19 protein-coding genes are annotated in these 13,362 nt (G+C 32.4%); 8 read left to right on the top strand and 11 right to left on the bottom strand.

What is annotated here, in order from left to right:
* The first annotated feature begins 26 nt into the window (after positions 1-26).
* The 3 genes from V7150_RS26540 (at position 27) to V7150_RS00875 (ending at position 1,380) form a co-directional block, all read left to right on the top strand.
* A complete protein-coding gene (locus V7150_RS26540) occupies positions 27-98 on the top strand; it encodes a hypothetical protein (protein ID WP_420490241.1) in 72 nt (23 codons plus the stop codon).
* Positions 99-597: 499 nt separating this feature from the next.
* Entirely contained in the window at positions 598-948 is a 351-nt protein-coding gene (locus V7150_RS00870; RefSeq protein WP_335512723.1) for a deaminase domain-containing protein, read from the top strand.
* 78 nt (positions 949-1,026) lie between these two features.
* A complete protein-coding gene (locus V7150_RS00875) occupies positions 1,027-1,380 on the top strand; it encodes a hypothetical protein (RefSeq protein ID WP_335512689.1) in 354 nt (117 codons plus the stop codon).
* Positions 1,381-2,051: 671 nt separating this feature from the next.
* Here the strand turns inward: V7150_RS00875 and V7150_RS00880 are convergent.
* From V7150_RS00880 to V7150_RS00900, 5 genes are all read right to left on the bottom strand, one after another.
* Entirely contained in the window at positions 2,052-2,810 is a 759-nt protein-coding gene (locus V7150_RS00880; protein WP_335512691.1) for a hypothetical protein, read from the bottom strand.
* Positions 2,791-3,357: a sigma-70 family RNA polymerase sigma factor gene (locus tag V7150_RS00885; protein ID WP_335512694.1), complete on the bottom strand. Its 567-nt coding sequence runs from the start codon at positions 3,355-3,357 to the stop codon at positions 2,791-2,793. Before V7150_RS00885 ends, V7150_RS00880 begins: the two co-directional genes overlap by 20 nt.
* 153 nt (positions 3,358-3,510) lie before the next feature.
* Positions 3,511-3,651, bottom strand: coding sequence for a YczI family protein (locus tag V7150_RS00890; protein WP_335512725.1), 141 nt, complete (start codon positions 3,649-3,651; stop codon positions 3,511-3,513).
* Between the two features lie 593 nt (positions 3,652-4,244).
* On the bottom strand, positions 4,245-4,484 hold the full coding sequence (locus tag V7150_RS00895) for a hypothetical protein (protein ID WP_335512696.1): 240 nt from the start codon (positions 4,482-4,484) through the stop codon (positions 4,245-4,247).
* Between the two features lie 121 nt (positions 4,485-4,605).
* Complete coding sequence (locus V7150_RS00900; RefSeq protein ID WP_335512697.1) at positions 4,606-5,112, bottom strand: hypothetical protein; 507 nt, start codon at positions 5,110-5,112, stop codon at positions 4,606-4,608.
* Positions 5,113-5,265: 153 nt separating this feature from the next.
* Here V7150_RS00900 and V7150_RS00905 point away from each other — a divergent pair, with 153 nt between their 5' ends.
* The gene (locus tag V7150_RS00905) at positions 5,266-5,664 is read left to right on the top strand and encodes a YkvA family protein (protein ID WP_335512699.1); all 399 of its coding nucleotides are present in this window, start codon (positions 5,266-5,268) and stop codon (positions 5,662-5,664) included.
* A gap of 121 nt (positions 5,665-5,785) precedes the next feature.
* Here the strand turns inward: V7150_RS00905 and V7150_RS00910 are convergent, their stop codons facing one another.
* Entirely contained in the window at positions 5,786-6,397 is a 612-nt protein-coding gene (locus V7150_RS00910) for a histidine phosphatase family protein (protein ID WP_335512701.1), read from the bottom strand.
* A 453-nt stretch (positions 6,398-6,850) separates the two neighbouring features.
* On the opposite strand from V7150_RS00910, the gene V7150_RS00915 reads away from it, so the two are divergent.
* Complete coding sequence (locus tag V7150_RS00915; RefSeq protein ID WP_335512703.1) at positions 6,851-7,447, top strand: hypothetical protein; 597 nt, start codon at positions 6,851-6,853, stop codon at positions 7,445-7,447.
* A 153-nt stretch (positions 7,448-7,600) separates the two neighbouring features.
* Here V7150_RS00915 and V7150_RS00920 read toward each other — a convergent pair whose 3' ends face one another.
* Together V7150_RS00920 and V7150_RS00925 are read right to left on the bottom strand one after the other, a co-directional pair.
* Positions 7,601-7,882 carry a hypothetical protein gene (locus V7150_RS00920; RefSeq protein WP_335512705.1) on the bottom strand — a complete coding sequence of 94 codons (282 nt, stop codon included), beginning with the start codon at positions 7,880-7,882 and terminating at the stop codon, positions 7,601-7,603.
* A 115-nt stretch (positions 7,883-7,997) separates the two neighbouring features.
* A complete protein-coding gene (locus V7150_RS00925; protein WP_335512707.1) occupies positions 7,998-8,393 on the bottom strand; it encodes a hypothetical protein in 396 nt (131 codons plus the stop codon).
* A gap of 197 nt (positions 8,394-8,590) precedes the next feature.
* Here V7150_RS00925 and V7150_RS00930 point away from each other — a divergent pair, with 197 nt between their 5' ends.
* Positions 8,591-8,830: a hypothetical protein gene (locus V7150_RS00930; RefSeq protein WP_335512709.1), complete on the top strand. Its 240-nt coding sequence runs from the start codon at positions 8,591-8,593 to the stop codon at positions 8,828-8,830.
* 49 nt (positions 8,831-8,879) lie between these two features.
* Entirely contained in the window at positions 8,880-9,206 is a 327-nt protein-coding gene (locus V7150_RS00935) for a hypothetical protein (RefSeq protein ID WP_335512711.1), read from the top strand.
* Positions 9,207-9,574: 368 nt separating this feature from the next.
* Here V7150_RS00935 and V7150_RS00940 read toward each other — a convergent pair whose 3' ends face one another.
* From V7150_RS00940 to V7150_RS00950, 3 genes are all read right to left on the bottom strand, one after another.
* A complete protein-coding gene (locus tag V7150_RS00940; protein WP_335512713.1) occupies positions 9,575-10,072 on the bottom strand; it encodes a DinB family protein in 498 nt (165 codons plus the stop codon).
* Positions 10,073-10,355: 283 nt separating this feature from the next.
* Positions 10,356-11,675: a sigma-E factor regulatory protein RseB domain-containing protein gene (locus V7150_RS00945; RefSeq protein ID WP_335512715.1), complete on the bottom strand. Its 1,320-nt coding sequence runs from the start codon at positions 11,673-11,675 to the stop codon at positions 10,356-10,358.
* A 1-nt stretch (position 11,676) separates the two neighbouring features.
* Positions 11,677-12,237 (bottom strand): sigma-70 family RNA polymerase sigma factor, encoded by a 561-nt coding sequence (locus V7150_RS00950; RefSeq protein WP_335512717.1) that lies wholly within the window; start codon positions 12,235-12,237, stop codon positions 11,677-11,679.
* Positions 12,238-12,709: 472 nt separating this feature from the next.
* Here V7150_RS00950 and V7150_RS00955 point away from each other — a divergent pair, with 472 nt between their 5' ends.
* The gene (locus tag V7150_RS00955) at positions 12,710-13,249 is read left to right on the top strand and encodes a hypothetical protein (protein WP_335512719.1); all 540 of its coding nucleotides are present in this window, start codon (positions 12,710-12,712) and stop codon (positions 13,247-13,249) included.
* Positions 13,250-13,362 lie beyond the last annotated feature (113 nt).

The following is a 13,362-nucleotide window of genomic DNA, read 5'->3' on the forward strand; positions in this document are numbered from 1 at the left end:
GGTACTACCTCGATAAGAATGGAGTAATGCAAACAGGCTGGGTAACGATTTCTGGAAAACGATACTACTTTAATAGTAGTGGAGTATGGGTAAAATAATCTAGAATAGTTAAACTGAATGATAAAAGGGAGACTGCAATTATGAAGTTGTAGTCTCTCTTTTTGTGAAAAAAAGTGATAATAAAAAGAATCCTGCTGAGAAACTCGGACTCTATTTTTATCCAGCTATTATTGCACCCTTCAACAACTTTTTCATGGATTAAGATGGCTAAAGGGGTAAGTATCAAGGATTCTAGCCATTTTAATTAATCGTTTGTTTGAAAGGGAAAATAGAGGAGAATAGTCGAGGGTTGTCTGCTTATGGAAAAAAATTAAATTAAGACAGAAAACCAACTTAGATAAACTAAAAAACTCAGTTCTTTTTTAAATAAGAAGGCATCTCTCGACTAACGGGTTCTGTTTTGAAGTACAAAACTCGAAAAAAGTAAGCTAAATAGCAGACTAAATAATATTAAAAAAACACCGTTTTTCTTGTAATCTAAATAGAAATTCTTGTTCTACTAACGCACCCCCGGCTATAACGAAAAAAACAGATTCAATAGGGGGTACACTATTTAGGGAATCAGAAAGAGTAAGAACTTTACTTCCTAATACAAAACTAAGAACAGATGGAAATATGGGTATAGCTGGAGTAAATATAAACGGGAAACAAAAAACTATTATGGCACATAGTGGTATAAATAATCTTGAAGTTTATAATAGGCTTGATCCTTCAATTAGAGATTATTTTGTATTATCGCCTGAGATTCCTACAATTACTCTTATTGTAGTAAATGGTGAAGGAGTTATAGACGGTTCGGGTGCTTTCTTACGAGATAGAGACTCAGAATATAAGATATTTGAAGTACTAGCTAGGCAGTTAGGAGATGATTGGAATGCTGCGGTGTAGTTAACCTTTTCACCGAAAGAAGTTTATTATGATAAAAATAAGTATAACCCATGGATGGAAAACGGAGTTGAATAAATTGTGACAATTATTGAAGAAGAGTTTTATTCATTTTTTAATTTAAGAAAAGAATTAAAAGAAGACTTTTTACTAAATAATACCAATGGATTAGAAGATTGTGCTCACTTTTTAATAGACTATTATTCAAATAGAAGAAGGAAGTCAGAAGAACTGGAAATGACATTCTTTATTTTGATAGCCGAAGCTTTATTGGATCAAGGTAGTTCTTCTCAATATATTTTTGATACAGCTTTGAAATATATTGAGAGTGGTAATCTCCTAAAAATTTGGTCAGAACAAAGAGTTAATCCTAAAGATATCGAGGAGAGGGTCAAGGTAATTAATAAAGTGAAAGAAAAAATTATTAAAAATTAATAAGTTGCTTGCTGGAAATGGTTCCTTAACTGTTACTAGAACAGCTTCGTCTCCCTGTGCAACAAAATTGGTATCTGCTGAAAACGAAGTCGGTTCTGAAGTTCTTAGCTTGTAGAGTGTCTTATCCTTGCCCTTCTACAAGTTTTTTTATGTGTTACTTTTCCGTTCATCTTAAGTAATATTTCTCCTTTCCCATAAGCATATTTAAATCACTAAACAGGTTGGTTACATTATCAAGCGAGACACAGATTTTTTTGAAATATATTTTTTTAATAAAGCTTTCGAAGAGAAATTCTGGTGTTGCTTTGAAATAAAGTCTGATTAAAAATACCTAACAACCCTGTCTTTTTATGGAATGAAAAAGAATCCATTTTAATAAAGATTGATCAAAATTGATTCTTCTTTAGCAGATATAAAAATGAATTTTTTAAAAAAGTTTGATCATTTTCTAACTATGTTATTCCACAATCGCGCCCTTTAATGGAATAACGAAAATATATGTTTAGTCTTAAAATCGATCATAGCTTGTTGAACTATCGCACCCTTTAGTTTAAGTACATTTTTTCACAAACTTCTTTTTTGGAATGGCTATGTTAAACAATATTGTTGTTATTTCAATCATAAAAAAAGAACCAAATTAGGTCCTTTTTGTGTTTAACATGTTAAATTGTTCAATTGCTGGTTCTTAAAATATCCCATAAGCCGTTGTCTTTCACGTATTGAAATCCCACGATTTTCCCTTCTTCCTTTTCCTTTGTAGAAAAGACGACTTCACCTTCTACACTTGCAGTTTTTTCTTCATCTCCATTTTTCTGATAACCGACCTCTGCTATGAAGGTATAACGATATGAAATATTCTCTTGCTCAATCGTGATATTCTTAAGACTTAACTTATAGCCATTATCGTAGGCACCAGTTTGGTATTTAGTACCACCATCTGCTGCAATGAAGGTCTCGATCCTAGAAAAATCTGCAAAGTAAGGTCCGTATACTTCTGCTAAATATTTATCTAACTCTTGGTTCTCTGCTTTATTATTCACAACAGTCTTATATTTAGGATTCCATAATAGATCCACTAACTTCTCATTCGGACCAGTAAACTCTTGCTCAAGAACTTTTTTAATTGCTGTCTTTTGCACCCAGTTATCTTCATTATTCCTTTGTTCTTCTGTTTTGGTTCCATTTCTTTGTTCTAATTGTGATGGTTTATCAGAGGAATTTATGTTCTTTTTTGTTATATCTGTAATAAATATTATGCAGCCTATGAATAATGTCACCGTTAAGAGCTTAGGAAACCACTCTAATCTGTTTTTCTTACGCGGATGCTTTATGGTACCTCTTATTTTCACCTTATGTTCTTCCAAAAAATGGTTTCCCTTATATACAGTATCATCCATTGCTCTTTTAAGGTTACTCAATTGTTCTTCCATAAAGTTCACTTCCACCTAATATTTTTTTTACCAATATCCGACCCCTCTTTAATCTTGTTTTTACTGTATTTTCATTAATGGCTAAAAGTTCAGCAATTTCGGTAATAGTCATCTCTTCATAATAGAAAAAGATAATTACTTCTCGATATTTTACTGGCAAGGAGAGGACTGTTTGAGAAAGCTTTTCTTTTTCGTTTTTCAACACCAACCTCATTTCTGGAGACAAATCCTTATTAATAAAGTGTTTGAGTAAGTTATTGTTAAAATAGTATCTTTTTAAAAATGAGCTTTTTAGCATATCTTTACAGCGATTAATTGTGATACGATAAATCCAAGGTTTGAAATAGTGTACTTCAGATGCTTTATTATATTGGTTATAACAAGTAACAAAAACTTCTTGGACAACATCTTGTGCCAAGCCCCAATCCTTTAAGTAACTAAACGCTAATCTATTTAATCGTTCTCCATACTCACTCATTATTATTTCCAACCATTCATCTTGATTATTTTTGGTAAAATGATTATTTTCCGTATTTTCTTTTGCCATTTACTCACCACCTTAATTTTCTATAGCTACAACGAGATACAGTTTTTAAAAGTTTCACTTTATTAAAAGATTAAGTTAATTTATTTCATTTTAAATTTTTAGGCTCTCTTAGTCCAATAAGAAAGCGATACTCTTATAGGAGTATCGCACCCTTTAGTTCAATATAAAGCCTTGAATGGCTACGAATAATGAAAATAGGAAAACAACAACCATTAGCCAACCATACATTTTTCGCTCTTTTCGAAATTCCTCTAACCCCATAATTAACATTGTAAGACCTAAGAGAAATATCATAATATAGTTAAACTCAAAATTTTTCGTAATTAGTCCATAAGAAGCAAATAAAAAAGTTACTATTGATAAAACATAACGTAGAACTTTTAACAAAAACCCCCCCTTTTTTTCACTATCCAGTTAGTAAAAAAACGACTACCCTTCTGGGACAATTGCTCCCTTTATACTCCCTAATAAAATTTTACCATATAAATCCAGTCTCTTGTTAAACTATCCTGCCATTTAGTTCAATAACGACTATGAAAAAGGGACTGCCGAAAAACAGTCCATTTGTTGTCAAGTAAAGCTATCAGTAAATCGATTTTTCTAATATACAAGTCTTATTTATCAGACCGCCTTTTAAAGAATAAGTAACACAATAAAAAAATGACCAAATATAATAAGTATCCACCAATTGAATTGTCGCTAAAAAAATTGTGAATATCATTGGCACGAAGTATAGCACGAATAACAACAGTAAGAATTACAGTAATAAATAAAGAAATCGCGACTTTTTTAGATGTCATAAAGGTCTCTCCTATTTACAATGCTTAGCTTTTAAGAAAAGGCTGCCGTAACAGTCCATTTGTTGTGAAACTAAAGCACCCGGTAGCTTAATAAGAAGGTGAATATATTCTATCTGTATCAGTATCAATAATGAATTCCACCTCTATATCGTTGTCATAAGGAATTTGTTCAAAATTATAAAGCCTGCAAAACACTTTCGGAAAGTCTTGGATCTCATATGTTAATTCTTTTGCTTGCAGATATTTTTGCTTAAACTGTTCCCTGGAACATTTTTTACCCGAAAGCATAACTCCTCGATGAAAAAAACCATCAATTTCAATAATCAAAAATTATCACGACTGGTTGCTAATCAGTTATATAGCTTCAGATTTTTATTAAAACCCCTATTAGTTAAATAAGAAGAAACAATCCCTTATTTATATAAAACACTCGCTATTTCCATTTGTCTCAATGAAAGTAGTCTGGTTCTCCTAGAAAGAGAGTATTCTCTATTGCATTTTTATATTGTTCCCATTCAAAATAAAATGGACCAATATTATCGAAATATTTATCAATTCCATTTTCATATTCAAGTGCAAAATTATCCCAAACAATAATACCATTGTTCGCTTTTTTTATACTTAACGATACTGCACCACAATCTAAACCAGTACAAGGGCAAATATAAAGAGAATTTCTGTTATAAATAAAATCTGATTCTTTTTCTAAAAGAAGCCTTAATATTTGTTCATTTTGAAATGGTTTTGGTCCCCAACCTAAACAGGAAACGACATCAAATTCCCTAATGCTACTCATTTCCTTCATTGATTTTCCATCAATATTAAAATTAGCGTAAACAATTTTTCCTGGATAATCACCTTCTCTTTCTACTTTAGAAAAACTAAGCTTAGAGATTTTCATAGCCGTTAAAATTCCTCCCATTTTATTGGTTCTTTTCTTAATATAGCTTAACACTTTTATTGAATTAAACTGCTTCTTTAGTTCAATAAAAAAGGTACTTTATCCTTCTTAAAGATAAGCACCGTTAGTTCAACAAGCACTAACCCAAAAATTGATTCAACTCTGTCCTATTTTACTTTATAATCATTACTAACAAGGGGGAGTTAGATGGAACAAGAAAATACTTTAACAAAATTAAAAAACTACGCGAGAAAACTAAAACATAATTTATTCGTACTTTATTTATCATACAAAGATAATAGAGTACCTTGGTACGCAAAATTGGTTGCTATTTGTGTAGTTGCTTATGCTTTTAGTCCTATTGATTTAATCCCTGACTTCATTCCTGTATTAGGTTATCTCGACGACCTAATTATTGTTCCGCTGGGCATTTCGCTGGCACTAAAATTAATACCACCTTACATTATTGAAGAAAACAGAGAAAAGGCAGAAGAAATTAGGAAAAATGGTAAACCAAAAAACTGGTTTGTTGCCGTACTATTCATTCTGATATGGATTTTACTTGCTTTTTGGGTTGGTAAATTGTTATACGGTTTATTTCATTGAAAATAGTTATTAAATAACATCTAGGGGTATTCTTCTTTGCATATCCCTTCTTTAACTAACCTGCCAATTAGCACAAGAAGAAAGCCACCAAAAGTGGCAGCCTTATCTTATTTTTTACATATTAAAGGAATTCATCATATTCGTAGCAAAACCTTTCAACATTATTATCATTCAATTTAAAGAAAGTGTTTTGAGACACCTCTAATTTTAATGTATGATCCTTGTGTAGATTTTGGTAAACACCTCTTATAATTCTACCTGTTAGTCCGTGCGATATAGCTATAACTTTCTTTTTATCTCTTATACTTTCAAACCACTCTGATACTCTATGTACAACTAATTCATAGCTCTCTCCGTTAGGTGAATTAAAGTACCAATTGTAATTATCTGTATTTTTAATTAATTCGGGCCATGAGGATTGAATTTCTTTTGTGGTCAGACCAGCCCAGGAACCTACAGATACTTCTTTTAACCGACTGTCAGTAGTTATTTTGTTTAAATCAAATCCCAAAATATCGCAAATAATTTCCGTACTTTGCATTGCCCTACCTAATGGGCTCGAAATAATCTCCCACTCATTAGGTCTATCAATTACAACTTTTAATAATTTTGATATATTTCTAACTTGCTCAATGCCATCAAGAGTTAATGGCGAATCAAGTTCCCCTTGATATCTTCCTTGTGTATTAAAGACTGTTTCTCCATGTCTAATGAGATAAATTGTCTGTTCCATATTATTTTCCCCCGTCTTTTCTGTATTTACCTGGCCTAAATAATACTTTTTCGTTTTTTCTCAGTCATCCTTGTACCTTGTTTCACTACAAAAAGTGCTCTCTAATTCATATTTTTTCACTTGGCGTTATTCAACTAAACTCCCTATAGTTCAATAACCAATGTTTTCATTTCTATAATGAAGGCAATAATTCCTCTAAATTCTTGAATGCAAGTTACCTTCAATAATAGGATTACTAATGATGGCTTACCCAAAATTCAGATAACTTTTGAAGTTTCCCCATTTCATTTCTAGTAGCTAGTAAGAACATTTAGCCTTTTATATCTTGTCTTTATTGAACTATCCGTTTGTTTACCTTATATGTTCGCTGTAAAAGGTTGTCCCCTTTTCAACTCGGCGGTCCTAAAAACAATGTGGTAAAATAGGCATAAAACCAGTTGACGGAGGATGGCTATGATTTGGTTTTTGTTGCTTGTTTTTATTTTTGCTTTAGTGATGGGATATTTCCAGGTTCCGATTTGGATCATGTATGGCGTATTGGCTGTCATGATTATTTTCTTTTTAATCCGAAACCCGCTTGTATTTGGAAAAGATCCCGAAAAGATGATGGCGTACCTAAAAAAATCAAAAGCACCGCATTTGCAATTCCTGTACCATTTTCTTCATAAGGACCTATCGGTGGCGGAACATGCGATGGGGAATATCCGCTCAAAAAAAGCGAAACAAAGCTCCGAATTGATGCTCTTAAGGGAACGGAAAGAATACGGAAAAGCAAAAGATCTCCTTGCGAAAATGAGTGGACATAAGACCAAGTGGTACACTTTGTCGGATATCGCGATTCAGGAAGAGGACACCGATTCAAACAAACAATATAAAGAGAAGATAAATGACACGTTCCTTTTAAACATGTTGGAAGTTGATCAAGCCGTTTTTGATGGGAAAAAGGAAGAGGCGGTTGCGCTGCTCGAAAAAATGATTCCTAAGTTAAGAGGTTATAAATTACTGACGGCAGTCCAAGTCCGGAAGCAAATACTTGAAGGAAAAGTCTGAAAGTCCGAAAGCATTCGCTCTCGGACTTTCATTTAAAAACTTTGTCAAGGATTCTGCATCCGTTTGGATACCAGTCGTTACATTTCATTATTAAATTAAAGCACCCGTTACTTTAAGTATAAAATTTCACAAACAACCAGTTTTATTCTTTATCTATATATCGTTAGCGTTACTTTCAATTACTTTATTTATTTTTTTGGCAATAACCAAACATTTATTATACTCTAAACTAAATTCTTTGTTGCATCCCTCAGCGTAACCCTCTAATACTTTTTGAACATAAAATGCAATTTCTTCAGGGTTAGATTTATTACTGTTATTTGAACCTTTTATACACTTGTATATTTCGAAGGACTCTATACCGTAGATACTATCTTCAAGACCATATGGATTCCATCCTTCAATTATTTTTCTTATCTCTTCACTTATAATCAAGATTCCCACCAACCACTTTTTTAATTTTTTCCCTAATAATTCGCTAGTTTATTTCCTCTTTCCTTCTTGAATTAACCTGCCCTTTAATAAAAATCAAACTTCTATTAGAAACGAATTAAAAAATACTTGTTATGTCCCTCTTTTTGTATTTATCCAGTACACTTTGGGTTTTGTAGAAAGTTGTAAAAACTTCTATAGCATCGTCAAGATTTAATATCTCATTGCTTTTCAATATTATCTCGCCGCCACTATACTTAATAGTTGCATCAATTATTGCAGAACTCTCAGTTCCTAAAACACTATGTTCGAAACTATTACCAGATGATTTTCTATATTCAATAGTCATTTTCTCAATTGAACCAGCACATTGAACATAATTATAATCATCGTAAGACAACGTACAAAAAGAACTAATTTCATGATTCATTTGTTTTAAAAAATCTATTATAAATTCTAAATCTACATTCACTTCTTCTATTACATGATTATCGATCTCTGCTTGAAAATGCATAAAGTACTACTACTCCTTTAGCTCATTTGTTTAGTAATTAATATTCAATTAAAAAAGCATTAATCCTTCCTGGATTAATGCTCAAATGAATTTCTTCTTCAACTAACTGCCCGATAGTTGAAGAAGTCGTCCCGTTTCAAATTCAATATTCTAGTCAATAATTCCTCTGAAATTTATTTTTTAGGGAGAGATGTATTTTGTTATTATCAAAAGCCTGGGAAACGTATGAATCTGATAAACGAATTGAAGGGTTCTCACAACAAACATTGAAGGCTTATCGACTTCAAGCACAGTTAATTATTCGATATTTAAAGGACGTGAAACTCGAAACAATTACCACTATCCAATTAAGCAAAGTCGAGCGAAAACTTAAAACCATCCATTTAATATTAGCTCGTAATAAAAATGTTAGCATTCTGTTACTGTGCTGCAGTTGATGTTGAGAATCTGAAAGTATAAACTTTACTTACTTAAGGAGTGATTAAGATGGGAACAGTTTCAGTGGATAAGCTAAAATTTAAGAAAAAATTATCAACGGTTGAGCAATTTTCAATCAAAGATTTCTTGTTTAAATGGGTTGGTGAACCAACAGAAGGATTAGATGATTTTCTACCACTTGAGTACACAGAAAGCGTCTTTGCGAAGATGGAGGCAAAACTGGTACCAGGTTTACTCTTTAATGGGGATGAACATTTCAGATATGCGACCATAACAGAAGCTAATCAAATTGTTATAGCAGTATTAGATTCGAATGAAGAGTTAAAACATAGAATCATTTCTCTGGATGAGCTTTTAATAGGTAAGCACTTTTAAGGTGCTTGCCTCTTTCTTTTCTCTGCCCATTTTGTATACTTTCTCAGTAAATTTTTTACTAAATTCTTCAGTTTCATTAAAAAAGTTTTTTCAACCATCCTGCAATGTTGTTTAGGTACAAACCCTCACACTCTCTTCTAAACTTTAAGATATATCCAATTTCCTTTGAAGCGGTTGTTCAAGAATATGACCCTATAAAAGAAGAAAGAGCGCAATTTCTACTCTGGAATTGCGCCCGATTCTTGAATATCATTTTTGTTATAATGAATATAAAAATGGATTCAGTGCGCAAACTGAGTTAAGCAATGAAATAAATTCTGATAGTACAAAAAACCGGCAGGCGCCGGCTTTTTTGCATCATGACGATATCAGCTCTTTTGAGCATTCATTGCTTCCCATTCTTCCTTGCTAGGACCATATACGCCAGGAACTTTCAAGTCAGCTTGTCTCATAAGGACAGTCAATTGTCCGCGATGATGAGCCTGATGTTGAATTAGCAGACGGAAAACAGCTTGAACTGGCATATCCATTCCAAATAAATTCACCATTTTGTCCATTTTTTCATCTGAAACCTGTTCAGAAAATGCTTGTGTTAACCGCTGGCTTACTGTTTTGTAGGTCTCGCTGATTTCAGCAGCTGATTTCGGTGCCTCTTTTTGAAGATCAGGAATCTCAAATTTTAATCCAACCTGTGAAGGAAAATAGTATGCTGCTCCAGTAATGTGCCAAGCCAAGCTTCCAATGCTGTATAATCCTGGAGAAACTTCCTGATTCAACGATTCATCCGTCAGCACATCTAGCACTTTTTGTGTAACAGCTGCTTCTTGTTTCCATTCGTTTAAGAAATCATTTACTGATTTAAACATTCCATTCCCTCCTTAAATTAGCAAATCCTTCATTTTTTAAACAAGCCTTTCAAATTCATTGTATCATGTTCAGCTAACCATCCGCTTCTCTCAAAGGCTTATTAATCGAAGGATATTTTGCTATTCTTGTAAAACCCTATTCAACAATCTGGCCCGATTGTTGAAAAAAAGCTAATGACGATTGTTCAACTAAACTCCCGTTAGCTCAATAACAAAAAAAGATCGTCGCAGCGATCATAATCTTAAACTCTTGCACCCGTTCAATTGGGCAAGTTTTTAGAATTTATTCATAAACAATCTTTAGAGAGTCAACTTTATACCCCTCTGCAAAGGCTTGGAAATTATGCTGTGATTTTTGAGCAGAGGTTTTAGCTAGATATAGTGTACCTTGATTACCATTTGCTTCTATATAGTTTACAAGGTATCCCTTTTTGACATATATATACCAATTTCCATTTAATTTGAGCACAGTTGTTTCGTTTGGTTTTCTCTTTGCTTCTTCCCATTGTCCCTTTATCTCTTCAGGGATTAAATCATCGATATTACCAGTTGTTATACGAGGTTGTTCTTGCCGTGACAGATCATAATTTTTATATCCATCTAAATTTGGTGTGAATTTTTTATTGTCAATAGGAACGTTTATTTCAAGTTTCGTAGGATATAAATAATCAACAACGTCTCCAGCCGAATTATACGTTTCATACTTAACCAAGATTCCTGTATCCTTATCCACCCAAAAACGGAAAGATTGGAAATCTCTTCGGTTTATATTCCCTTTAATAACAAGTGTATTATGTCCTAATAGTTCTTCATTTTGTTTTTCAATGTTCCAAGAATTTAAGTCTCTTGTATAGTTGGAAGCAATTTCATAAGGAAATAATGTTTCATTTGCTACACCAATTGGAGGTCTCTCTCTATAATTAGTTAAATTGTTCCCATCACTATGAACTGAAAATGCATCCTCTATTTTTAATGGTGTTCCTGGGCTACCTTCTTCTAAATATTTCGATTCCATATAGGTTTTTGTTTGTTCAGATAATGTCCATACTGAACCACCTGTATAATATTGGAAAGCGACCTCATCTTTACCTTTTACCGAATCAGTCCTTTTACCGAATCCTCCTGGTTTATTTTTCAAACTAATAGAATATTCTACTACAGAATCACTTGGAATATTGTTGTAGTGTATTTTGTATTCTCCAATAGCTGTTTCAAAATTGTCTACGGTATTAATCATTTTGGTCAGTATCTCTTCTTTAGTCATTTCATTATAATTTTCTTCTTGCTTTGGTGGTATATATTCATCTTCCGCATTTGTGTCTTTATTTGGGGCTTCTGGTATAACCCCCTTTGAGTCACTTGCTCGTTTCCCTTGTATTCCATCGAAAAAGTGAAGCTGTGTTCCAACAAAATATGTAATACCTAAAAACATTATAGAAACTACTGAAATGCTGAGCAGAAAATTAAACTTGTTCCTCAGTGAAGATGGCTGCTTTTGGAATTTAGATTTATTAATTGAGTTCAGCACTCGTTGATACTGCTTATCATCAAAGTACACATCTCTTAAAATTGTTTCATCCATTTTTTCTTTTAATTTATCCAATTTATTTTCCACTAATTGCCCACGCTCCTTCAAATGATTCTTTAAGTTTAATGCGTCCCCGATGCAATCTAGTTTTAACCGTATTAGGATTAATCTTTAGCAAATCCGATATTTCTTCTATTGAAAACTCCTGATAATAAAATAAGATAATTACTTCTCTTAATTTCACTGGTAGCTCTATTACTTGTTTTGAAATTAATTCATTTTCCTCGCCGCCAAAAAATTGATTTTCCAGAGAAGAATAGGTCTGTTTTGGCTTAAAAAAGTCAGTAAAATACAAATTTTTAAAAGACCAGCTCTTTAAAACATCTTTACATCTGTTTACAGTAATTCGTATAAGCCACGTTTTATAAGATGATTCATTTCTAAAGGACTCCATTTTCTCGTAGCACTTTATAAAAACATCTTGTGCCACATCTTCGGCTAGTTGTTTTTGTTTCAAATAAGTATAAGCAATTTTAATAACATCATTGCCATACTTTTTCATTAACCATTTAAGCTTTTCTTCTCGATTTAAATAATTTAGGGGTTCTGATTTAGAGTCATCTACCTTATCAATCATTTTTCTCCTCACAATCATTGTTTTTTAGTAATTAGACGATTCGTATTTTTTATAGGTTCTATTTTGAGATTTTTCATTAAAAAAATTTCAGATAAGCAATTAGCTATTAATTAAAAAAGCCGCCAAAAATGGCAGCTGATTACTTTAGTTTAATTCAATATTACCTTTTTAAGACAATATTTGAAATACTTTTTTATTGAACTAAACTGCCCATTAGTTTAAGTATATTTCTTCACAATCTTACTTAGAGAAATGGTTGCATCAATCCTATAAAAGAACTCTTCTCCTGTGGGAGAGAATACTAAAAATTAAATAATCAAAAGACAGTCCAATGATAAAATTATGCGATTTATCTTTAATAAAACTTCAGATGGAGAAAAATTAACACCTTCTAATAATAGGAAATTATAATGATGTTTTCCAAATAAATGATATAATCTATCTGGATATAACCCTAATGGGAGGTAAAGAAATGAACATTTTTGAGTATTTAGATGAATTACAGGTAGATTTGAGAGAAAAAAATCTTGAAGAAATTCAAGAGAAGTATTTTAATATTTGCTCCGAACTAGCTGGAAATGAAAGAGCCAATAAAATTAAGCAAATAGATTTAAATGAATATGTATATGAGTTAAAAACAGGACTGAAAGAATCTATAAAAATCGCTCAAGAACAAAGAGCCAAAGCAATTTACTTTGAATACGATTTAGATAATAAATGGGATAGTGCATTTTTTATCTGCGAGGAATATAGTCCCTTAGAAGACGAAGATGATGACTGGGCAAGTGATTGGACTGATGACTTTGAAGGTCCTAGTTTAGAATCGTTCGGTGACATTTATGAATTGGACGGATTTGATAGTAATGATGCAGCAATTGGTTCAACCATTTTCTTAGTAACAAGAACAGTAACATCATTCACTCAGGCTTATAAAGGACTCTCCGCTGAGAGTTCAATAGCTGTGTGTATCGCATTTCACGACCAAGACCCAATCATCAGAATTACGGAATAGTAAAAAAAAGAGCATTGATGGTCAATTCAATGCTCTTTTTTATGTGATTTTAGAACAAGAAAAAGCTGCCGCTACTAATCTTGAACTAACGCACCCAGTTACTTTAAGTTATC

The sequence above is a fragment of the Neobacillus drentensis genome (assembly GCF_036965245.1).
GTDB classification, from domain to species: domain Bacteria; phylum Bacillota; class Bacilli; order Bacillales; family Cytobacillaceae; genus Neobacillus; species Neobacillus drentensis_G.

What these genes read in the sequence shown, in the direction of transcription:
- V7150_RS00905 (WP_335512699.1), top strand. Translation starts at nt 5,266, where the DNA reads ATGGAACAAGAAAATACTTTAACAAAATTAAAAAACTACGCGAGAAAA.
- V7150_RS00940 (WP_335512713.1), bottom strand. Translation starts at nt 10,072, where the DNA reads ATGTTTAAATCAGTAAATGATTTCTTAAACGAATGGAAACAAGAAGCA.
- V7150_RS00925 (WP_335512707.1), bottom strand. Translation starts at nt 8,393, where the DNA reads ATGCATTTTCAAGCAGAGATCGATAATCATGTAATAGAAGAAGTGAAT.
- V7150_RS00935 (WP_335512711.1), top strand. Translation starts at nt 8,880, where the DNA reads ATGGGAACAGTTTCAGTGGATAAGCTAAAATTTAAGAAAAAATTATCA.
- V7150_RS00885 (WP_335512694.1), bottom strand. Translation starts at nt 3,357, where the DNA reads ATGGCAAAAGAAAATACGGAAAATAATCATTTTACCAAAAATAATCAA.
- V7150_RS00880 (WP_335512691.1), bottom strand. Translation starts at nt 2,810, where the DNA reads ATGGAAGAACAATTGAGTAACCTTAAAAGAGCAATGGATGATACTGTA.
- V7150_RS00955 (WP_335512719.1), top strand. Translation starts at nt 12,710, where the DNA reads ATGAACATTTTTGAGTATTTAGATGAATTACAGGTAGATTTGAGAGAA.
- V7150_RS00915 (WP_335512703.1), top strand. Translation starts at nt 6,851, where the DNA reads ATGATTTGGTTTTTGTTGCTTGTTTTTATTTTTGCTTTAGTGATGGGA.
- V7150_RS00950 (WP_335512717.1), bottom strand. Translation starts at nt 12,237, where the DNA reads ATGATTGATAAGGTAGATGACTCTAAATCAGAACCCCTAAATTATTTA.
- V7150_RS00890 (WP_335512725.1), bottom strand. Translation starts at nt 3,651, where the DNA reads ATGATATTTCTCTTAGGTCTTACAATGTTAATTATGGGGTTAGAGGAA.
- V7150_RS00910 (WP_335512701.1), bottom strand. Translation starts at nt 6,397, where the DNA reads ATGGAACAGACAATTTATCTCATTAGACATGGAGAAACAGTCTTTAAT.